Origin of the sequence: Pseudomonas sp., from assembly GCF_030690725.1 — a bacterium.
In the GTDB taxonomy this organism is placed as follows: domain Bacteria; phylum Pseudomonadota; class Gammaproteobacteria; order Pseudomonadales; family Pseudomonadaceae; genus Aquipseudomonas.
Window position 1 is genome coordinate 1 of sequence record NZ_JAUYGD010000004.1, and the last position, 20,750, is coordinate 20,750.

20 protein-coding genes are annotated in these 20,750 nt (G+C 64.0%); 11 read left to right on the forward strand and 9 right to left on the reverse strand.

Annotated elements, in window-relative coordinates; all coding sequences use genetic code 11:
- Positions 1-94: 94 nt before the first annotated feature.
- Positions 95-736 (forward strand): orotate phosphoribosyltransferase, encoded by a 642-nt coding sequence (pyrE, locus tag Q8O69_RS00420; RefSeq protein WP_305588907.1) that lies wholly within the window; start codon positions 95-97, stop codon positions 734-736.
- A 25-nt stretch (positions 737-761) separates the two neighbouring features.
- Positions 762-1,355, forward strand: a complete 594-nt coding sequence (locus Q8O69_RS00425) for a DUF4124 domain-containing protein (protein WP_305588909.1) — start codon at positions 762-764, stop codon at positions 1,353-1,355.
- An 863-nt stretch (positions 1,356-2,218) separates the two neighbouring features.
- On the opposite strand, the gene argB is transcribed toward Q8O69_RS00425, so the two are convergent.
- The 4 genes from argB to coaBC form a co-directional block, all read right to left on the reverse strand.
- Entirely contained in the window at positions 2,219-3,124 is a 906-nt protein-coding gene (gene argB / locus Q8O69_RS00430) for an acetylglutamate kinase (protein WP_305588911.1), read from the reverse strand.
- 24 nt (positions 3,125-3,148) lie between these two features.
- Entirely contained in the window at positions 3,149-4,543 is a 1,395-nt protein-coding gene (algC, locus tag Q8O69_RS00435; RefSeq protein ID WP_305589106.1) for a phosphomannomutase/phosphoglucomutase, read from the reverse strand.
- A 1,231-nt stretch (positions 4,544-5,774) separates the two neighbouring features.
- On the reverse strand, positions 5,775-6,230 hold the full coding sequence (dut, locus tag Q8O69_RS00440; protein ID WP_305588913.1) for a dUTP diphosphatase: 456 nt from the start codon (positions 6,228-6,230) through the stop codon (positions 5,775-5,777).
- 30 nt (positions 6,231-6,260) lie between these two features.
- Entirely contained in the window at positions 6,261-7,469 is a 1,209-nt protein-coding gene (gene coaBC, locus Q8O69_RS00445) for a bifunctional phosphopantothenoylcysteine decarboxylase/phosphopantothenate--cysteine ligase CoaBC (RefSeq protein WP_305588915.1), read from the reverse strand.
- A 189-nt stretch (positions 7,470-7,658) separates the two neighbouring features.
- Here coaBC and radC point away from each other — a divergent pair, with 189 nt between their 5' ends.
- Positions 7,659-8,333: a DNA repair protein RadC gene (radC, locus tag Q8O69_RS00450; RefSeq protein ID WP_305588916.1), complete on the forward strand. Its 675-nt coding sequence runs from the start codon at positions 7,659-7,661 to the stop codon at positions 8,331-8,333.
- A gap of 184 nt (positions 8,334-8,517) precedes the next feature.
- Here the strand turns inward: radC and Q8O69_RS00455 are convergent, their stop codons facing one another.
- Positions 8,518-10,107, reverse strand: coding sequence for an ABC transporter substrate-binding protein (locus Q8O69_RS00455; protein ID WP_305588917.1), 1,590 nt, complete (start codon positions 10,105-10,107; stop codon positions 8,518-8,520).
- A gap of 363 nt (positions 10,108-10,470) precedes the next feature.
- Between Q8O69_RS00455 and rpmB the strand changes: the two genes are divergently transcribed.
- Together rpmB and rpmG are read left to right on the forward strand one after the other, a co-directional pair.
- Positions 10,471-10,707, forward strand: coding sequence for a 50S ribosomal protein L28 (rpmB, locus tag Q8O69_RS00460; RefSeq protein ID WP_010489195.1), 237 nt, complete (start codon positions 10,471-10,473; stop codon positions 10,705-10,707).
- Positions 10,708-10,717: 10 nt separating this feature from the next.
- Positions 10,718-10,873: a 50S ribosomal protein L33 gene (gene rpmG / locus Q8O69_RS00465; RefSeq protein ID WP_007894709.1), complete on the forward strand. Its 156-nt coding sequence runs from the start codon at positions 10,718-10,720 to the stop codon at positions 10,871-10,873.
- Between the two features lie 170 nt (positions 10,874-11,043).
- Here rpmG and Q8O69_RS00470 read toward each other — a convergent pair whose 3' ends face one another.
- On the reverse strand, positions 11,044-11,409 hold the full coding sequence (locus Q8O69_RS00470; RefSeq protein WP_305588918.1) for a cupin domain-containing protein: 366 nt from the start codon (positions 11,407-11,409) through the stop codon (positions 11,044-11,046).
- Between the two features lie 462 nt (positions 11,410-11,871).
- On the opposite strand from Q8O69_RS00470, the gene Q8O69_RS00475 reads away from it, so the two are divergent.
- Both Q8O69_RS00475 and Q8O69_RS00480 read left to right on the forward strand, forming a co-directional pair.
- Positions 11,872-13,365, forward strand: coding sequence for an aldehyde dehydrogenase (locus Q8O69_RS00475; protein ID WP_305588919.1), 1,494 nt, complete (start codon positions 11,872-11,874; stop codon positions 13,363-13,365).
- 141 nt (positions 13,366-13,506) lie between these two features.
- Entirely contained in the window at positions 13,507-14,670 is a 1,164-nt protein-coding gene (locus tag Q8O69_RS00480; protein WP_305588920.1) for an MFS transporter, read from the forward strand.
- Here the strand turns inward: Q8O69_RS00480 and Q8O69_RS00485 are convergent.
- Complete coding sequence (locus tag Q8O69_RS00485; RefSeq protein WP_305588922.1) at positions 14,667-16,088, reverse strand: PLP-dependent aminotransferase family protein; 1,422 nt, start codon at positions 16,086-16,088, stop codon at positions 14,667-14,669. The genes Q8O69_RS00480 and Q8O69_RS00485 overlap by 4 nt on opposite strands.
- A gap of 181 nt (positions 16,089-16,269) precedes the next feature.
- Here Q8O69_RS00485 and Q8O69_RS00490 point away from each other — a divergent pair, with 181 nt between their 5' ends.
- Positions 16,270-16,497 carry a DUF1127 domain-containing protein gene (locus tag Q8O69_RS00490; protein ID WP_305588923.1) on the forward strand — a complete coding sequence of 76 codons (228 nt, stop codon included), beginning with the start codon at positions 16,270-16,272 and terminating at the stop codon, positions 16,495-16,497.
- A 49-nt stretch (positions 16,498-16,546) separates the two neighbouring features.
- On the opposite strand, the gene Q8O69_RS00495 is transcribed toward Q8O69_RS00490, so the two are convergent.
- Positions 16,547-17,860: an FAD-binding oxidoreductase gene (locus Q8O69_RS00495; protein WP_305588924.1), complete on the reverse strand. Its 1,314-nt coding sequence runs from the start codon at positions 17,858-17,860 to the stop codon at positions 16,547-16,549.
- Between the two features lie 176 nt (positions 17,861-18,036).
- On the opposite strand from Q8O69_RS00495, the gene Q8O69_RS00500 reads away from it, so the two are divergent.
- Positions 18,037-18,390: a YkgJ family cysteine cluster protein gene (locus tag Q8O69_RS00500; protein WP_305588925.1), complete on the forward strand. Its 354-nt coding sequence runs from the start codon at positions 18,037-18,039 to the stop codon at positions 18,388-18,390.
- Between the two features lie 46 nt (positions 18,391-18,436).
- On the opposite strand, the gene Q8O69_RS00505 is transcribed toward Q8O69_RS00500, so the two are convergent.
- Positions 18,437-18,925, reverse strand: a complete 489-nt coding sequence (locus Q8O69_RS00505; RefSeq protein WP_305588927.1) for an Lrp/AsnC ligand binding domain-containing protein — start codon at positions 18,923-18,925, stop codon at positions 18,437-18,439.
- A 155-nt stretch (positions 18,926-19,080) separates the two neighbouring features.
- Between Q8O69_RS00505 and dadA the strand changes: the two genes are divergently transcribed.
- Both dadA and Q8O69_RS00515 read left to right on the forward strand, forming a co-directional pair.
- Positions 19,081-20,379: a D-amino acid dehydrogenase gene (gene dadA / locus Q8O69_RS00510; protein ID WP_305588929.1), complete on the forward strand. Its 1,299-nt coding sequence runs from the start codon at positions 19,081-19,083 to the stop codon at positions 20,377-20,379.
- Entirely contained in the window at positions 20,354-20,704 is a 351-nt protein-coding gene (locus Q8O69_RS00515; RefSeq protein WP_305588931.1) for a RidA family protein, read from the forward strand. The genes dadA and Q8O69_RS00515 overlap by 26 nt, the downstream gene beginning before the upstream one ends.
- The last annotated feature ends 46 nt before the right edge of the window (positions 20,705-20,750 follow it).

The window sequence follows — 20,750 nt, forward strand, 5'->3', positions numbered from 1 at the left end:
TAAATGGCCCCTAAAAACACGTGCGTGTATGATACCCGAGCTCGTCTCCAATAAGCTAAATTCCTAGCTAAATCCGTGCCGTCCGGGGCTTTTCATGCAAGCGTACCAGCGCGACTTCATTCGTTTTGCCATTGAGCGCGGGGTTCTGCGCTTCGGTCAGTTCACCCTCAAGTCGGGGCGTACCAGCCCGTATTTCTTCAATGCCGGGCTGTTCGACAGCGGTCTGGCGCTGGCCCGGTTGGGGCGCTTTTACGCCGCGGCGGTGGTCGACAGCGGGATTCCCTTCGATGTGCTGTTTGGCCCGGCCTACAAGGGCATCCCGCTGGCGGCGACCACCGCGGTGGCGCTGGCCGAACATCATCAGCGCGATGTGCCCTGGTGTTTCAATCGCAAAGAGGCCAAGGATCACGGCGAAGGTGGCACGCTGGTCGGTGCGCCGCTGGCCGGTAAGGTGCTGATCGTCGACGACGTGATCACCGCCGGCACCGCGATCCGTGAGGTGATGCAGATCATCCTGGCCCAGGGTGCGCAGGCCGCAGGTGTGCTGATTGCGCTGAATCGTCAGGAGCGTGGTCAGGGCCAGCTGTCGGCGATCCAGGAAGTCGAGCGCGATTTCGGCATGCCGGTGGTGAGCATCGTGTCGCTCGAGCTGGTGCTGGAATACCTGGCAGACGATGCCGAACTCAAGCAGTATCTGCCGGCGGTGCAAGCCTACCGCGGCGAATATGGAATCTGACTCCTCGACCTAGGGTGCTGTCTCGATGCGCAAACCGACTCTGCTCCGCTGTTGGCTGTTGTTCGGTTCGCTGCTGCCGCTTGTTGTCGGCGCCACCGAGTTGTATCGCTATACCGATGATCAGGGCGTTACCGTGCTCGGTCGTCAGGGCGTGCCGCCGGAGTTCATCGGCAAGGGCTATGAGGTGCTCAATGATCAGGGGCGGGTGATCAAGGTCATCCCGCCGGCCCCGAGCGCCGAGGAAATGCAGCGTCTGCTGGCCGACAAGGCCCGCATCAGTTCCGATGCCCAACTGCTGCGCCTGTACAGCACGCCCGAGGACATCGACCGGGCCCGCGATCGCAAGCTGGTCGAGCTGGATGGGTTGATCGGTGTGGCGCGCAGCAACTTGCAATCGGCGCGCCTGCAGCAGGACAACTTGCAGAGCCAGGCGGCGGATCATGAGCGTGCCGGGCGGGCAGTGCCGGAGCACCTGCTGGCGCAGATCGACAACCAGAAAGATGAACAGCTGCGTCAGTACAAGGACATTGCCCGCTACCAGGAAGCGCGCAAACAGGCGCAGGCCAGCTTCGCGGCCGATCGCCAGCGGCTCGCCGAGCTGCTGGGCAAGCGGCGCTAGCTGGCGGTCCGAGCCGGCGATTTTTTTTGGCTCTTCGCATTATCGCGGGGACGTTGAGCTTGACACCGGACTGGCAAATAAGTGTGCGTTGCCGATGACTTGGCTCTATCCATTACCGTGCCGTCTGGCCTGATGGGTTTCGCCCCTCACGGGCGAGTCACTTTCTCTTGCTTGCCCAAGAGAAAGTAACCAAAGAGAAGGGCACCCCACCATCCGGCCCCGGCTGCGCCGGGGTTCCCTCTTTCCATCACCGCTCCAGGGGCACGCCGCGAAGGGCCATCCATGGCCCATCGCGGCTCTCGCGACATCCATGTCGCTCAACCCCTTACGCGGCGATTCCACTCGGCCTCCTGAAGGGGACTTGGGAGGTGTCTGCACGACCGCAGTTCAAGAACAAAAGCGCAGACGCCAGCAATCCAGTTCTTGCGCAAATCCTGCAAGCTCGCGACCCGGTCCCGTCAGCAGGCCGAGTGCAGGTGTTGCGCAGGGGGACGAGCCGCATGGATGCGGCGAGAGGCTTAATGGGCCAGGGATGGCCCTTGTAAGCCGGCCCCCGGAGCGGCGCCGGATGCCGGGTGCCCTTCTTTGGCACGCCTTTCTTGGGCAAGCAAGAAAGGTGTGGTGCCCGTGAGGGGCGCAACCCAAACGCCCAGTACACGCGATAATCGGCCATGCCGCGCCATTTGCCGCGCCGCACACAAACTTGCCAGTCCGGTGTCAACCGGCACTTTCCCCAAACTATGCGAAGAACCATTTTTTTGCAGCGTCGTAGCCCAATGAAAGAAGCCTGGGCGCAATCCGGGAAACCCTCTCCCGGATTGCGCTGGAGCTAATCCAGGCTACGTCTGCGCGAGCGGATGCGCTCAGCGACGCTTGCGGTTGCAGATCTGTGTGCCGACCCCGCTGTCGGTGAAGATTTCCAGCAGCACCGCGTTGGGCACCCGGCCGTCGATGATGTGCGCGCTGGTTACGCCACCCTGGACCGCTTCGAGGGCGCAGCGGATCTTCGGCAGCATGCCGCCGTTGATGGTGCCGTCGGCGATCAGGTCGTCGACCTGTTCGGTGGTCAGGCCGGTGAGCACCTCGCCCTGCTTGTCCAGCAGGCCGGCGATGTTGGTCAGCAGGATCAGTTTCTCGGCCTTCAAGGCTTCGGCCACCTTGCCGGCGACCAGGTCGGCGTTGATGTTGTAAGACTCGCCTTGCGCGCCGACGCCGATCGGCGCGATGACCGGGATGAAGTCACCCTTGACCAGCATGTTGAGCAGGTCGGTATTGACCCCGATGACTTCGCCGACGTGGCCGATGTCGATGATTTCCGGCTGGGTCATCTCCGGGGTCTGGCGGGTCACGGTGAGCTTCTTGGCGCGGATCAGTTCGGCGTCCTTGCCGGTCAGGCCGATGGCGCTGCCGCCGTGGCGGTTGATCAGGTTGACGATGTCCTTGTTGACCTGGCCGCCGAGGACCATTTCCACCACGTCCATGGTCTGCGCATCGGTCACGCGCATGCCGTCGATGAAGTGGCTCTCGATCGACAGGCGCTTGAGCAGGTCGCCGATCTGCGGACCGCCGCCATGCACCACCACCGGGTTGATGCCGACCGCTTTCATCAGCACGATATCGCGGGCGAAGTTGGTTTTCAGTTCGTCGCTTTCCATGGCGTTGCCACCGTACTTGACCACCAGGGTCTTGCCGACGAAGCGGCGAATATACGGCAACGCTTCGGACAGAACCTTGGCGATGTTACTGGCGGCATCACGTTCGAGGGTCATGCGGGGCTCCATGGCTAATCTCAATCAAAATGGCAAGGTGATATCGGGTGCAGCGCTGTACAGCTGGGCGCGGAAGACTTCCTTGATGCGCTCGAGCTCCTCCTCGCTGTCGGCCTCGAAGCGCAGCACCAGCATCGGCGTGGTGTTGGAGGCGCGTACCAGGCCCCAGCCCTTGGGGTAGTCGACGCGCACGCCGTCCAGGGTGGTGAGGTTGGCTTCGCCCCAGTGGCCGTCGCGCTGCAGGGTGTCGATGATGCTGAATTTGCTCTGTTCGGTAACCTGGATATTGATTTCCGGTGTGGATATATCACAGGGGAAGGCGGCGAACACTTGTTCGGCGTCACGCTTGTCCTGGCTGAGGATTTCCAGCAGGCGGGCGGCGCTGTAGACGCCGTCGTCGAAGCCGAACCAGCGCTCCTTGAAGAAGATATGCCCGCTCATCTCGCCGGCCAGCAGGGCGCCGGTTTCCTTCATCTTTTTCTTGATCAGCGAGTGGCCGGTTTTCCACATCACCGGTCGGCCGCCGTAGCCGCTGATCAGCGGGGTCAGGCGGCGGGTGCATTTGACGTCGAAGATGATGTCGGCGCCGGGATTGCGCGACACCACGTCCTTGGCGAACAGCATCAGCAGGCGGTCCGGGTAGATGATGGTGCCCTTGTTGGTCACCACGCCGACCCGGTCGCCGTCGCCGTCGAAGGCCAGGCCGAGGTCGGCCTGCTCTTCCTTGACCTTGGCGATCAGGTCAATCAGGTTCTCCGGCTTGCCCGGATCCGGGTGGTGGTTGGGGAAGGTGCCGTCGACCTCGCAGAACAGCGGAATCACCGTGCAGCCCAGGGCTTCGATCAGCTGTGGGGCGATTACCCCGGCGGCGCCGTTGCCGCAGTCGACCACCACCTTCAGCGGTTTGGCCGTGGCGATGTCGTCGCGGATATGATTGAAGTAGCGCTCCAGCACATCGACCTGCTCGACCGTGCCGACGCCGCTGACCAGATCGTTGTTGTCGATGCGGGTCTTGAGCGCCTGGATCTGTTCATTGGCCAGGGTGTCGCCGGCGATGACGATCTTGAAGCCGTTGTAATCCGGCGGATTGTGGCTGCCGGTGAGCATTACCGCGGATTTGCCCGCGAGGATATGGCCGGCGTAGTAGACCACCGGGGTCGGCACCATGCCGACATCGCTGACGTTGCAGCCGCAGTCGAGCAGACCCTGAATCAGTTGTTCGACCAGCTCCGGGCCGGACAGGCGGCCGTCGCGGCCTACCGCAATATTCGGTTCGCCCTGTGCCAGGCTCTGCGAGCCGATCGCGCGGCCGATCCAGTAGGCGGTTTGCGCGGTCAGGCTGCTGCCGACCACGCCACGAATGTCGTAGGCGCGAAAGATGTCGGCGGGCACTTTTGGTGCTGAATTTAGGCTGTTCATAACGGGGGGTTGCTCCAGTCCCAGGAGATCCTGGTCTTCGTCGAGAATGTCGATATCGAGGATATCGGTGTCTTGAAACAGCGGGTCGATCAACCCGGCCGTCTGGCTGGGTACCGCTGCGGGCGAAGCGCTGCCGGCGCTGTTGGGGTTTTCCGTTGTTTTGCTGGTGTGGCGCGAGAGGCGCGCCAGGGTTTTTACCAGGCTGTCGAGCGCCGGCAGGCTCAGGCTGAAAGCTTTGACGGCTTTACCGGCTGAGAGTTCTTTAACCAGTCGTTCGAGTTGCAATGCATCCTGATGCATGCGTCGTTGCTGGCCGCTGTACACCAGGTAGAGGCCGAGCAGGGCGCCCGCCAGTGCGAGCAGCGTCGCCAGGGCCGGCAAGGTGGGCGAGAAGGCCATCGCGCTCAGGCGCGGGCCGGGGGTGAAGCCAAGCTGCCAGTTCGGGTTGCCGCTATCGAAACGTTGTGCTTCGCCCTGGGCCTGGCCGCGTTGCGTCAACACCTGGTCGGCGTCATTGCCGAATTGCTGAAGCAGTTGCAGTTGGCCGACGTCGGCCGGTAGCGACGGCAAATTGGCCAGCAGGCGATTCAGCTCGACGGCCAGCAGCAGCGTGCCCTGCGCGGGTTGATCATCGCCCTGGCGCAGTGGCGCCACGCTGTAGACCAGCCAGCGCTGACCGATCTTGTAGGCCTCGGCAGCAGGCGTCTGGCCGTTTTCCGCGCGGCGCAGCATGTCCAGCGCGGCAAAGTTCATCGGCGCGTCCCGGCCCATGTCCTGAACAGCTTCGCCGCGGCCATTGAGGTGCGCATCGACCACGCCACCCCAGTAGCGCAGGTTGCGTTCGGCCGCCCGCAGCTGTTGGCTGTCCCGGCTTTGCACGGCCTGCAGCAACTCGGGATTGCGCGCCGCGGCGCCGGTGTCTGCGGCCAGTTGCAGCAACGCCTGTTGCAGCGCGGCGGCCTGGGCGCCTCCCCAGGCCTGGGTGAGTTGCTGCTGTTGCTGTTGCTGCACGTTGTTGAGCAGGCCGAACCAGAGCAGCGCGGCGGCCAGAGCCAGCCCGCCGATGACCGCCGGCAGGCCTGGCAACAGGGCGCTGGCGGTCTGTTTGCCGGTGCTGGTGGCGTTGGCATCCTTGGCAGTGCGCTTGAAGCGTTTCATCGAACGTCTCCCTGGCGGTTCATCCTGTTGGCGGTTCTTCCTGCCTGTTGGCGGTTCTTCTTGAAAGTGGTGCTCAGTGACTACCGGAATGGCCAAAACCGCCGCTGCCGCGCTGACTCTCGTCGAACTCCTCGACCAGCTCGAAGTGCGCCTGCACCACCGGCACCAGGATCAGCTGGGCGATGCGCTCGCCGACGGCCATGCTGAAGGCACTTTGCCCACGGTTCCAGCAGGACACCATCAGCTCGCCCTGGTAGTCCGAGTCGATCAGGCCGACCAGGTTGCCGAGGACGATGCCGTGTTTATGGCCGAGGCCCGAGCGCGGCAGGATCAGCGCCGCCAGGCCGGGGTCGCCGATATAGATCGACAGACCGGTGGGGATCAGCACGGTCTGCCCGGGCTCGAGGATCAGTTCCTGCTTGAGCATGGCGCGCAGGTCGAGACCGGCGGAACCCGGGGTGGCGTATTGCGGCAGGGGGAATTCGCTGCCCAGGCGCGGGTCGAGGATTTTGGCTTGTAAGGCGTGCATGTCAGGCTCTGCGGTCGGTGAATGGGGGCATCAGCTGCGCTGCAGGCGGTCGGCGATAAAGGCCAGCAGTTGGCGGGCGATCTTGCCTTTGCTGGTCTGCGCGAAGCTGCTTTGCTGGAGGTCGCGATCGATGATGGTGATGGCGTTTTCCTCGCTGTTGAAGCCGATGCTCGGGTTGGCCACGTCGTTGGCGACGATCAGGTCGAGGTTCTTGTCCTGCAGCTTGCGCGAGGCATAGCCCAGCAGGTTCTCGGTCTCGGCGGCGAAGCCGACGCTGAACGGTCGGTCGGTGCGTCCTGCCAGGGTGGCGAGGATATCCGGGTTGCGCACCATTTGCAGGAGCAGGCCGTCGCCGCTGGCCGGGTCTTTCTTCAATTTGTGCTGGGCAACCACTTCCGGGCGGTAATCGGCGACCGCGGCCGCGGCGATCAGCAGGTCGCAGGGCATGGCGGCTTCGCAGGCGGCGAGCATGTCGCGGGCGCTGACCACGTCGATGCGGCTGACCCGGTCCGGGGTCGGCAAGTGCACCGGGCCGCTGATCAGGGTGACCCTGGCGCCGGCTTCGGCGGCGGCCTCGGCGAGGGCGAAGCCCATCTTGCCGGAGCTGTGATTGGTGATGTAACGCACCGGGTCGATGTTTTCCTGGGTCGGCCCTGCAGTGATCAGCACATGCTTGCCGGTCAGGGCCTGATTCTGGAAACAATCGGCGGCGCATTGCGCCAGCTCGTCGGCTTCGAGCATGCGGCCGAGGCCGACGTCGCCGCAAGCCTGGCTGCCTGCGGCGGGGCCGAACAGACGGATGCCGCGCGCGCCGAGCAGTTGGGCGTTGGCCTGGGTGGCCGGATCGCGCCACATCGCCTGGTTCATCGCCGGCGCCAGGGCGACCGGGGCATCGGTGGCCAGCACCAGGGTGGTCAGCAAGTCATCGGCCACGCCCTGGGCCAGGCGCGCCATCAGGTCGGCAGTGGTCGGGGCGATCAGCACCAGGTCGGCCCAGCGCGCCAGCTCGATATGGCCCATGGCGGCTTCGGCGGCGGGATCGAGCAGATCCAGGTGCACCGGGTGGCCGGACAGGGCCTGCAGGGTCAGCGGGGTGATGAATTCGCGGCCGCCACGGGTCATGACCACATGCACGTCAGCGCCCAGATCGCGCAGGCGACGAACCAGCTCCGCGCTCTTGTAGGCGGCAATGCCGCCACCCACGCCGAGAACGATGCGTTTTCGATACAGCCGCTGCATAGGCCTGCCTTCTTATAGTTGGGTGGATGTGCGTCGCGGCGGTGACGCCTCCCCAGGCCCGTCGCCGCGTAAAAAGATGGGCTAAGATAGCACAGCCGCCGCAGTGGAAAAGCGGCGCAGGGTGCTTGCCGGACCAAGGCCGCAGGGCCGTTTCAGGTGGGCAGGCGCAGGGCTCGACAGGGAGGTGCTATGAGCATTCGTGATTGGCCCGCGGCGGAACGCCCGCGGGAGAAACTTTTGGCCCAGGGGGCCGCCAGCCTGACCGACGCCGAATTGCTGGCGATCTTCCTGCGCACCGGCGTGGCCGGGCAGAGCGCGGTGGATCTGGCGCGCCATCTGCTCGGCGATTTCGGCGGGCTGCGCGCCTTGATGCAGGCGGATTTGCCGTCCTTCAGCCGGCGTCTGGGGCTGGGGCCGGCCAAGTTCGCCCAGCTGCAGGCGGTGCTGGAGATGGCCCGCCGGCACCTGGCCGAACAGCTGCGGCGCGATTCGGCGCTGGAGAGTCCGCAGGCGGTACGCGACTACCTCAAGGCCCTGCTGCGGCATGAGCCGCATGAGGTGTTCGGTTGCCTGTTTCTCGATGCCAAGCATCGGGTGTTGGCCTTCGAGGCGCTGTTCCACGGCTCTATCGACAGCGCCAGCGTTTATCCCCGCCAGGTGGTCAAGCGTGCCCTGGCGCACAACGCCGCGGCGCTGATCCTGACCCATAACCATCCTTCGGGCGTGGCCGAGCCGAGTCAGGCGGACCGGGTGCTGACCAAGCGTCTGAAGGAAGCGCTGGAGCTGGTCGATGTGCGGGTGCTCGATCACTTCATCGTCGGCGACGGCGAGCCGCTGTCGATGGCCGAGTACGGCTGGTTATAGTCGGGGCTTGCAGCCCCTGTGGCAGCAGCCTTGGCCGCGAAATCCCTGAACTGCCTCGATTCGCGGTCAAGACTGCTCCAGCCGGGTTACTGCTGAGCGAGCTTGTGTGGGAGGGGCTTCAGCCGCGACACCCTGTTCGCGGCTGATAAAGGAGCGCCGCCCAGCCGCTCCCACAAAGGCAAGGCTATGGCGTGATCCGCACCTTGGCGAAATCCTGGCGACCGAAGGGACTGACCTGATAACCCTCGACTTCCTTGCGCAGCAGGGCGTAGGCGGTCGGGTGGGCCAGGGGCAGCCACAGTGCCTGCTGCTGGATGATCCGCTGCGCGTCCTGATAGATCTGGCTGCGCTGCGCCTGGTCGCTGGTGGTTTTGCCGGCGGCGATCAACTTGTCCAGTTGTGGCTCGCAGTAGCGGGCGAAGTTCAGCCCCGATTCGAGCGAGGCGCAGGCGAATTGCGGGGTGAGGAAGTTGTCCGGGTCGCCATTGTCGCCGGCCCAGCCCATGAACAGCAGGTCGTGTTCGCCAGCCTTGGCCCGGCGGATCAGTTCGCCCCATTCGATCACGCGGATCTCGGCCTGAATGCCGACTTTGCCCAGGTCGGCTTGCAGCAACTGGGCGCCGAGGCTCGGGTTGGGGTTGAGCAGGCTGCCGCTGGGGCGGGTCCAGATGCTGGTCTTGAAACCCTCGGGCAGACCGGCCTCGGCCAGCAAGGTGCGGGCCTTGACCGGATCAAAGGCATAACCGGGCAGTTCTGCGGCATAGCTCCAGGTGTTGGGCGGATAGGGGCCGTTGGCCGCCTCGGCGCTGTTCTCGAACACCGCTTGCAAATAGCTGGCTTTGTCGAAGGCTAGGTTGATCGCCTGGCGCACGGCGGTTTTATCCAGCGGCGCATGCTGGCTGTTGATGCCGACGAAGGCGGTCATGAAGGCCGCCGTGTGCACGCTCTTCAGCTCGGCATCGGCGGCGCTGGCTTGCACATCCTGCGGCTTGGGCGAGAGGGCGATATGGCATTCGCCGCGGCGCAGCTTCTGCAAGCGCACATTGGCGTCCGGGGTGATGGCGAACACCAGGCGCTCCACCGCGGGCTTGCCGGCAAAATACTCGGGGTTGGCGTCATAGCGCACCACTGCGTCTTTCTGGAAGCGCTTGAAGACGAAGGGCCCACTGCCGATCGGCTGGCTGTTGAGCCGCTGCGGAGTGCCAGCGGCGAGCAGCTGGTCGGCGTACTCGGCGGAATAGATCGAGGCGAAGCCCATGCTCAAGGTGGCGAGGAAGGTGGCGTCGGGGCGACTCAGGGTAAAGCGCACGGCGTGCTCGCCGAGCTTGTCGATGCTTTCGATCAGGCTGGGCAACTGCATCGATTGGGCGTGTGGGTAACCGCCGGGCGCAGTCTTGTGCCAGGGGTGGGCCGGGTCGAGCATGCGCCGGAAGCTGAACAATACGTCGTCGGCGGTCAGCGGGCGGCTGGGGCTGAAGTAGTCGGTTTCGTGAAAGGCGACATCTTCGCGCAAGACAAAGCTGTAGCTCAGGCCGTCCGCGCTGACCTCCCAGCTCTGCGCCAGGCTGGGCAGCAGCTGGCCGCTGCCGGCATCGAACTCCACCAGGCGATTCATCAGCACGTCGGCCGAGGCGTTGGTGGTGGTCAGCGAGTTGTATTGCACGACGTCGAAGCCGTCCGGGCTGGCTTCGGTACAGACACTGAGCGTGGCGGCCTGAACCAATAGCGGGCTCAGCAGGCCGGTCAATAGCAGCGTTTGGGTGGCGAGGCGCATGACAGACTCCTTGATAATGCGGTGTGCGCGCACCAGGCGCGCCGACAGAAGTTTCACCCTAGCCCATAACGCGCGGCCGCAACAGCAAACTTGTCGACGAGCGGTAGGCTGGCCCTGTCGCCTGCGCTGCCGGCCTGGAAGCCGCTGTTGCGCAGTCGGCGCATGCGGGTCGAAAGTGCGTTTAGCCTTGTTGCACCCTGGGCTTTCTGGTATAAAGCAGCGCTCTTTTGTAGGGGCCCGGTACTTGCGCTTTGCTGTGCAGCTGGTAAGACCCTCGAGATACGCGGCGCCGAGCGCCAATGATATTGAGTTTATGCGGCCAACCCATGCCGGGTTGGGCATGTGGTTTTAGAGGGCTGAGGCATGTCGAGAGTCTGTCAAGTTACCGGTAAGGGTCCGGTAACTGGGAACAACGTTTCCCACGCACACAACAAAACCCGTCGTCGTTTCCTGCCGAACCTGCAGCATCACCGCTTCTGGGTCGAGTCTGAGAACCGTTTCGTGCGTCTGCGCGTTTCTGCCAAGGGCATGCGTTGCATCGACAAGCGTGGTATTGACGTCGTTCTGTCCGAGCTGCGTGCTCGCGGCGAAAAGGTTTAAGGAGTAAGTCATGCGCGAACTGATCCGTTTGATCTCGAGTGCCGGTACTGGTCATTTCTACACTACCGACAAGAACAAGCGCACCACTCCGGACAAAATCGAAATCAAAAAATTCGATCCGGTAGTACGCAAGCACGTGATCTACAAGGAAGGCAAGATCAAGTAATTGATCCCCGCTCTTGTCGAAAAAGCCCGCCGCATGGCGGGCTTTTTCATGCCGGCGATTTATCGCCAGACTGCTTGGGTGGGTTGCGGCCGCACTGTCGCGCCCGCCATGCACAGGCGAAAAAAAGCCCGCTCAGCGCGGGCTAAAGGGTGACGCATGAATAGAGCCGGTCAGTGCGCTGCGGGTTCGAAGATCACGTAGACCTTGCGGCAGGCTTGCAGCACTTCCCAGGTGCCCTCGAACCCTGCAGGGATGACGAAGCGGTCACCGGCGCGCACGGTCTTGGCGTTGCCGCGCGCATCGCGCAGCACGGACACGCCCTCGAGGATTTCGCAGTATTCGTGTTCGCTGTAACTGACCGTCCACTGGCCGACCGCACCTTCCCAGATGCCGGCGTTGAACTGGCCGCACGGACTGCCGTAATGATTGCGCACACTTTGCTCGGGATCGCCCGCGAGGATTTTTTCCGGCGCCGGGTGGTAGTACTCGGGGGCGGTGCTGGCGTGGGCGAAGTCGAGGATCTGTTCGATAGTCATGCTGGGCTTCCGGGTCGGGGCGGTTAGCTGGCTTACTGGATCGAGGCTGCGAGATTTTCCACCAGGGTATCAAGCTGCGCCTTTGTCGCGATCAGTGCGGGTGAATACATGCCTTCGGTGCTGCCCTGCAGGCGTGGTTTGGCCTTGAATTGACGATTGGCGCTGAAGGCCGCCAGACCTCGTCGAGGTTGTTGGTTATTCTATTCACATGAGCGTTGTTGAGGGTCGTCATGCTAGTCGTCCAGACGCGCGAAGAAAGGGGCAGGTGAGCGATTTGGCGCAGTCTATGTTTAATAAAACGAACGTGACAAGGGGGTTTGCCACGCTTTGTAAAAAATATTGAAAAGGTGCAGCCCTCTGGTTTAGTGTGGCCGGCAGGATTTGGCCCTCGCCGGCCTTGCAGAATTATTGACAGTGCGCGTGCCGACGCCGCGGTACTTTTTACTGATAGAGGATGCTCGAATGACTAGCCTGACTCGTGCCGACTGGGAACAGCGCGGCAAAACCCTGAAAATCGAAGGCCGCGCCTTTATTCATGGCCAATACCGTGCGGCGGTTTCCGGGGCGACCTTCGAGTGCATCAGTCCGGTGGACGGGCGCCTGCTGGTAGCGGTCGCCAGTTGCGACCTGGCCGATGCCGAGCTGGCGGTGCAGGACGCTCGCAAAACCTTCGATTCCGGCATCTGGTCGCGCCTGGCGCCGGCCAAGCGCAAGGACGTGATGATCCGCTTCGCCGACCTGATCGAGCAGCATGGCGAAGAGCTGGCGCTGCTGGAAACCCTCGATATGGGCAAGCCGATCAGCGATGCCCTGAACATCGACGTTTCCAGTGCCGCCCGCTCGATCCGCTGGAGCGGCGAGGCGATCGACAAGATCTATGACGAAGTGGCCACCACCCCGCACGATCAACTGGGCCTGGTGACCCGCGAGCCGATCGGCGTGGTCGCCGCCATCGTGCCGTGGAATTTCCCGTTGCTGATGAGCTGCTGGAAGCTCGGCCCGGCACTGTCTACCGGCAACTCGGTGATCCTCAAGCCGTCCGAAAAATCGCCGCTGACGGGCATCCGTATCGCCCAGCTGGCCATCGAGGCCGGTATTCCGGCGGGCGTGTTCAACGTGCTACCGGGCTTCGGTCACACCGTCGGCAAGGCCCTGGCCCTGCACATGGACGTCGACACCCTGGTGTTCACCGGTTCGACCAAGATCGCCAAGCAGCTGATGGTCTACGCCGGCGAATCGAACATGAAACGCGTCTGGCTGGAAGCCGGCGGCAAGAGCCCGAATATCGTCTTCGCCGATGCGCCTGATCTGCAGGCCGCCGCCGAAGCCGCGGCCGGCGCCATTGCATTCAACCAGGGCGAAGTGTGCACCGCCGGCTCGCGCCTGCTGGTGGAAAATTCGATCAAGGAGCGCTTCGTGCCGATGGTGGTCGAGGCGATCAAGACCTGGAAACCGGGCAACCCGCTGGATCCGGCGACCAATGTCGGGGCGCTGGTCGACACCACCCAGATGAACAATGTGCTCGGCTACATCCAGGCCGGTCACGACGACGGCGCCAGGCTGGTGGCCGGCGGCAAGCGGGTGCTGGAGGAGAGCGGCGGCACCTACGTCGAGCCGACCGTGTTCGACGGGGTGAACAATGCCATGCGCATCGCCCGCGAGGAGATCTTCGGCCCGGTGCTCTCGGTGATCGGCTTCGACACGGCGGAAGAAGCGGTACAGATTGCCAACGACACACCTTATGGCTTGGCGGCGGCGGTATGGACCAGCAACCTGTCCAAGGCCCACCTGACCGCCAAGGCGCTGCGCGCCGGCAGCGTGTGGGTCAACCAGTACGACGGCGGCGACATGACTGCGCCGTTCGGCGGCTTCAAGCAGTCCGGTAACGGCCGCGACAAGTCGCTGCACGCCTTCGACAAGTACACCGAGTTGAAAGCCACCTGGATCAAGCTGTAACGTCGATAAGCGACAGGCGGGTAACTGCCTGAAGGTCCGCCCCTCGGGGCCGGCTCCTGATGAGCCACACCTGCGGCCGGGTTTCCTTGGGAAACCCGGCCGTTTTTTTTGTTCCGGGCCACGACATAAAGGAGTCTGGCAATGCGTTGGGGTACCTATTTCGCGGTCTGCTCGGCGGTCATCAGCATCGGTCTGGCCCTCGGGGTGACCATGCCGTTGGTGTCGCTGCGCCTGGATGGCTGGGGTTACGACTCCTTCGCCATCGGCGTGATGGCGGCGACTCCGGCGGTGGGCATCTTGCTCGGCGCGTCCCTGGCGGGCCGGCTGGCGGCGTACTTCGGCACCACCCGGCTGATGCAGCTGTGCCTGTTGGTCGGCGCCCTGTCCGTGGGGCTGCTGGCGCTGATGCAGAACTATGCGGTGTGGCTGCTGCTGCGCCTGCTGATCGGCGTGGCGCTGACCGTGGTGTTCATCCTCGGCGAAAGCTGGATCAACCAACTGGCCGTGGAGAAATGGCGCGGCCGCCTGGTCGCCCTGTATGGCACCGGCTATGCGTTGAGCCAGCTGTGCGGGCCGCTGCTGCTGACCGCGTTGGGCACAGCCACCGATAAGGGTTTCTGGTTCGGCGTCGGCCTGCTGATCGGTGGCTCGCTGCTCCTGCTGGGACGCACGGGCGCGCCGCGGGTGGATGGCCACAGCGCTTCGGGGCGTGGCCTGCTGGCGTTCTGCCGCAAGTTGCCGGCCATCGCCTGGGCGGTGATGCTGTTCGCCGGCTTCGAGGCGATGCTGCTGACGTTGCTGCCGATCTACGGCCTGCGTCAGGGCTTCACCCAGGAGGTGGCGCTGTTTATGGTCAGCGTGGTGGTGGTCGGAGATGCCGCCCTGCAACTGCCGATCGGTCTGCTGGCGGACCGCATGTCGCGGCGCAGCCTGTTCCGCGGGTGCGGGGTGATTCTGCTGTGCGCCAGTCTGGCGATTCCGCTGCTGCTGCACACGGCGTTGATCTGGCCGTTGCTGGTGCTGTTCGGCGCCAGCGCCGGCGGCCTGTTCACCCTGTCATTGATCCTGATCGGCGAGCGTTACCGTGACGATGCCCTGGTGCGCGCCAATGCCCATGTCGCGCAGCTGTGGGGCATCGGTTGCCTGATCGGCCCGCTGGCCACCGGTGCAGTCAGTCAGTGGGTCAGCGGCCATGCGCTGCCGCTGCTGATGGCGCTGGGCGCCGCCGTGTTCGTGGTGCTGGCCTGGCGCGGTCAGGGCGCCGACGACCAGTTTGGTTCGGCCGCGCCAGTGCGCGGCGATTAGCCCAGCTGCGCCAGCAGTTCGGCGGCGCTCTCGCCGACCCGGCGCACCGCCTGTTCGATCTCTGCGCTGGGCTTGGCCGCGTAGTTGATGCGCAGGCAGTTGCGGTACTTGCCGGCGGCGGAAAAGATGCTGCCCGGGGCGATCTGCACCTGGTGCGGGCGCAGCATTCGGTTCAGGCGTTGGCTGTCGAAGCCCGGGTCCAGCTCGACCCAGAGCATGAAACTCCCCTGCGGCCGGCTGACTCGCGTGCCGGGCGGAAAATAACGACTGACCCAGTCGACCATCTGCTCCAGACCGCGAGCGTATTGGCTGCGCATGCGCCGCAGGTGCGGCTGGTAGTGGCCGGCCTCGAGGTATTCGGCCAGGGCCAGTTGCGGCAGTTGCGCGGTGCTGCCGGTGCCCATGTATTTCATGTGCAGCACGCGATCCAGGTAGCGTCCGGGGGCGATCCAGCCGATGCGCAGGCCGGGCGCCAGGGTCTTGGAAAAGGAGCTGCAGAACAACACGCGGCCATCCTCGTCATAGGACTTGATGCTGCGCGGACGCGGGTAGCTGTAGGCCAGTTCGCCGTAGACGTCGTCCTCGATGATTGCCACGTCATAGCGTTGCGCCAGGGCCAGCAGGGCCCGCTTGTTGGCGTCCGGCATGATGTAGCCGAGCGGGTTGTTGCAGGTCGGCGTCAACTGTATGGCCTTGATCGGCCATTGTTCCAGGGCCAGCTCCAGGGCTTCCAGGCTGATCCCGGTGAGCGGGTCGGTGGGCAATTCCAGGGCCTTCATGCCGAAGCCTTTCAACGCCTGCATGACCCCGTGGAAGCTCGGCGAGTCCACCGCGACTATGTCGCCGGGTTGACAGATCGCGCGGATCGCGGCGGATAACGCTTCGTGGCAGCCCGTGGTGATGACGATGTCCTGATAGGGAATTTGGCAGCCCGAGTCGAGCATCAGTCGCGAGACCTGCTCGCGCAGGCCCTGGTCGCCATAAATGCAGCCGTAGGTGAGGCTGTTCAGGTCCTGCCTGCGGCCCAGGCGGGAAAGCGAACGCAGCAGGGGTTTGAGCGTCGGGCTGCTGACATCCGGGCGGCCGCGGCCCAGCTGGATCACCTCGCCGCCCGGCGGGACGCTGATCAGCTCGAGCACCTGATCCCATTGCGAGACATCCACCGGCCGTTGCGCCGTGCGGCTGACCATCGGCAACGCCGGCTTTTCGCGCGCGAGCGGCACGAAATAACCGGACTTCGGCCGTGGGATGGCCAGGCCCCGGTCTTCCAGGTAGCGATAGGCCTGTTGCACCGTGCTCAGGCTGACGCCGTGCTCGAGGCTGAGGGCACGCACCGAAGGCAATCGGTCGCCTGGGCGGTACAGACCTTGCTCGATACGGGCGCCGAGTTGGTCGGCCAGGTTGACGTAGAGGGTCATGACAGTTGCCCTGATTCTTTAGCGCTAATAAGACAAGCAATACAGATGCTGCATAAATCCACAATTCAGCGGCTTTAAAGCGCCACCTGTATGCAGTTAATAAGATATTTTTGAATCTGTCATGCTTTTTGTCCGGCGTTCATCATGATCTCCCAGGGTGCTTTCGAGCAGGAGAAAGGTGATGAACGGGCTTGGCGATGCAGGGCTGACAGTGGAGACGAATGAGCCGGCGAGCAGCCGTCCGGCGCCTGTGGCGGGTGAGTCGCGCTGGCTGCTGTTCTGGCGCCGGCTGGGTACCCGCCGGGCGCTGCTCAGGCTGACCGATGCGCAGCTGCGCGACATCGGCCTGACCCGGGTAGAGGCCAACCTCGAAGCCTTGCGGCCGATCTGGACGCTGTGGAAACCCTGAGAGGTTGTGAGCATCCCGCTCTGCAGCTTGGCAGGCGTACCGGCTGTGCCTACAACAGCTCCTTGAGGCGGTGCCAGAGCATGCCCAGGGCCAGCAGCGGCGAGCGCAGGTGCTTGCCGCCGGGGAAGGTCATGTGCGGCACTCGGGCGAACAGGTCGAAGCCCTGGCTGGCCTGGCCGGCGATGGCCTCGGCCAGCAGTTTGCCGGCCAGGTGGGTGGCGTTGACGCCGTGGCCGGAGTAGGCCTGGGCATAGTAGACGTTGGGCTGGCCCTTGAGCCGGCCGATCTGTGGCAGGCGGTTGGCGCCTATGCCGATCATCCCGCCCCACTGGTAGTCGATCTGCACATCCTGCAGGTGGGGGAACACGGCCAGCATTTTCGGGCGCATGTAGCCGGCGATGTCCGCCGGGTCGCGCCCCGAATAGTGGCAGGCGCCGCCGAACAGCAGGCGCCGGTCGGCGGACAGGCGGTAGTAGTCGAGCGCCACGCGCTGGTCGCACAGCGCCATATTCTGCGGAATGATTGCCCGCGCCTCTGCTTCGGACAGCGGCTCGGTGGCGATCACATAGCTGCCGGCGGGCAGCACCTTGCCGCCCAGGTTAGTGTTCAGTCCATTCAGGTAGGCGTTGCAGCCGAGCACCAGATGAGCCGCGCGCACCACGCCCTGGGCGGTGTGCACCTTGACCGTTGAGCCATAGTCGATGCGGCTGACCGCTGAGTCTTCGAACAGTTGCACGCCCAATGATTGAGCAGCGGCGGCTTCGCCCAGGGCCAGGTTGAGTGGGTGCAGATGGCCGGAACCCATATCGATCAGGCCGCCGACGTAGCGGTCGGAGCCGACCACCTCGTGCATCTGCTCCGGTTGCAGCAGGCGCAGCTCATGGCGATAGCCGAGGATCTGCAGCTCCGTCATCTCGGCGGCGAACGCATCGAGGTGGCTGGGTTTGTTGGCCAGGTCGCAATAGCCCCAGGTCAGGTCGCAATCGATAGTGTATTGCGCGATCCGGCGGCGGACGATTTCCACCGCCTCCAGGCCCATCAGTTTGAGTTCACGCACGCCGTCGGCGCCGATCACCGATTCGAACTGCTCGACGCCATGGCCGACCCCGCGAATCAGCTGGCCGCCGTTGCGCCCGCTGGCGCCCCAGCCGATCTTGTGCGCCTCTAGCAGCGCCACCGAAAAGCCTTTCTGCGCCAGTTCGATGGCCGTGTTCAGCCCGGAAAAACCGCCGCCGACGATGCACACATCGACGCTGAGTTCCCCGCGCAGCGGCGGGTAGGCCAGTTGCCGGTTGATGCTGGCGGCGTAGTAGGAAGCAGCGTGCTGGGTGTTGTGGACCGGTTGGCGAACGCGGGCGTTCATGTGTGAAATCCTGATTGTTATGTTTGGAAATTTTTACGCAGGATAAGCGCGGCCTTTGCTCGCCGCCAAGTGGGGAGAGGCAAAAAACATGGTTTCCGTCGGGATAACCGGTCATTCGGCGGCAAACTGACGGCAAGCGGGGTTAAGATGCGCGGAATTTCCACAGGACACTAGCGATGAGTTGTACCGGCCGCAAGATCGATCAGCTGCGTTTGCAGATTCCGCGTTTCGACTGCGTACCCGGCTGTCACGACTGCTGCGGACCGGTCACCGCCTCGTCCGAGGAGATGGCCCGCCTGCCGGTGAAAAGCGCCGCGGCGCACGACGCCGCGCTGGCCGAGCTGAACTGTGTGCACCTCGGGCCGCAGGGCTGTGAGGTGTATGAGCAGCGGCCGTTGATCTGCCGTCTGTTCGGCACGACTAAAAGCCTGCCCTGTCCCCATGGTCGCGGGCCGGAGACGCCGGTCGAGGCGCAGGTCGAGCGGCAGGTACATCAGCTGATCGCCAGCACCCGTCAGGTGCTGGTCTAGCAGCGGCCAGCCGCAAGCAATCAAGCGCGAACAGCTTGCGCCTGGATCACTCCGCAATCGGTAGCTTCAGCGATTCCTTGACCTCTTCCATGACGATATAACTCTTCGACTCGCGCACGTGTGGCAGCTTGAGCAGGATGTCGCCGAGCAGCTTGCGGTAGCTGGCCATCTCGTTGATCCGGGCCTTGACCAGGTAATCGAAGTCGCCGGAGACCAGGTGACACTCCAGCACATGCGGCAGCTTGAGCACGGCGCGACGGAACTCCTCGAAGGTGTCGCCGGACTTGTAGTCCAGGCTGATCTCGACGAACACCAGCAGGTTGGCCTTGAGGTACTGCGGGTTGAGGCGGGCGTGGTAGCCCATGATGATGCCTTCGCGCTCCAGGCGGCGTACCCGCTCGGTGCAGGGCGTGGTCGACAGGCCGACCCGCTCGCCCAGTTCGGTGAAGGATATGCGTCCGTCCTCCTGCAGCAGGCGCAGGATATTGCGGTCGATCTTGTCCAGTTCGCGACGGCTCTGGTGCTGGGTGCGCATGGGGGATGCTCCTCCGTTGAAGCGGTTATCGCCAAGAATTCTCGCCAAATATAGGCCTATATATAGTGAAAGGCACTGGTTAATGCTCAATATACTGCGCGCATCAACGCTCAATACAAAAAACGTCAGCGCATAGTCGCGGCGAGGAGATAACGATGCGGGTTCTGGTGCTTGGTAGTGGTGTGGTGGGTGTGGCCAGTGCGTATTACCTGGCGCGCCAGGGTTTCGAAGTGGTGGTGGTCGACCGTCAGGACGGTCCCGCCATGGAAACCAGTTGCGCCAACGCCGGCCAGGTTTCCCCGGGTTATGCCTCGCCCTGGGCGGCGCCGGGCGTGCCGCTGAAAGCCATCAAGTGGCTGCTGCAAAAGCACGCGCCGCTGGCGCTCAAGGTTACCGCCGATATCGACCAGTACCTGTGGATGGCGCAGATGCTGCGCAACTGCACCGCCAGCCGTTACGCGGTGAACAAGGAGCGCATGGTGCGCCTGTCCGAGTACAGTCGCGATTGCCTCGACGAACTGCGCGCCGAGACCGGCATTGGCTACGAAGGCCGCCGCCTGGGCACCACACAGCTGTTCCGCACCCAGGCCCAGGTCGACAACGCAGCCAAGGACATCGCCGTGCTCAAGCAGTCCGGGGTGCCTTTCGAGTTGCTCGACCGTGACGGTATCGCCCGCGTCGAACCGGCCCTGGCAGGGGTCAAGCACAAGCTGGCCGGCGCCTTGCGCCTGCCCAACGACCAGACCGGCGACTGCGAGATGTTCACCCTCAAGCTGGCCGAGATGGCCAAGCAATTGGGCGTCGAATTCCGCTTCGGCCAGACCATCGAGCGCCTGGATGTTAGCGGCGACCGGGTCAATGGCGTATGGATCGATGGCAAGCTGGAAACCGCCGATCGCTACGTGCTGGCGCTGGGCAGCTACAGCCCGCAACTGCTCAAACCGCTGGGCATTCGCGCGCCTATCTACCCGCTCAAGGGCTATTCGCTGACCGCGGCTATTACCAATGGCGATCTGGCGCCGACCTCGACCATTCTCGATGAAACCTACAAGGTCGCCATCACCCGCTTCGACAATCGTATCCGGGTGGGCGGCATGGCCGAGATCGCCGGTTTCGACCTGAGCCTCAACCCGAAGCGCCGCGCGACCCTGGAGATGGTCGCCGGCGACCTCTACCCGCAAGGTGGCGACTTCAAACAGGCGGAATTCTGGACCGGCCTGCGCCCGGCCACCCCGGACGGCACGCCGATCGTCGGCGCCACTGGTTTGCGCAATCTGTTCCTCAATACCGGCCACGGCACGCTGGGCTGGACCATGGCCTGCGGTTCCGGTCGTTTCCTCGCCGATCTGATGGCCTCGAAGCGCCCGCAGATCAGCACCGAGGGCCTGGACATCTTCCGTTACAGCAACTCCAAGGAGTCTTCCAAGCATGTCAGTCCAGCGCCTGCGCACTGAAACCCGTTACAGCGAAATCAACATCCACAACGGCACGGTCTACCTGGCCGGGCAGTTGGCAGATGATTACAGCGGCGACATCGTGCAGCAGACCCGCGAAACCCTGGCCAACATCGATGCGATGCTGGCCGAGGCCGGCAGCGACAAGTCGCGCATCCTCTCGGTGACCATCTACCTCAAGGACATGGCCCGCGACTACGCCGGCCTCAACCAGGTGTGGGACGCGTGGGTCGTACCCGGCGCCGCGCCGGGCCGCGCCTGCGTCGAGGCGGCGATGTATACCCCCGAGGTGTTGGTAGAAATGATGGTGGTGGCGGCCATTTAACAGGCTGTTGAAAAACTACCTGCGTTGCCGATACGGCGTTAAAAAC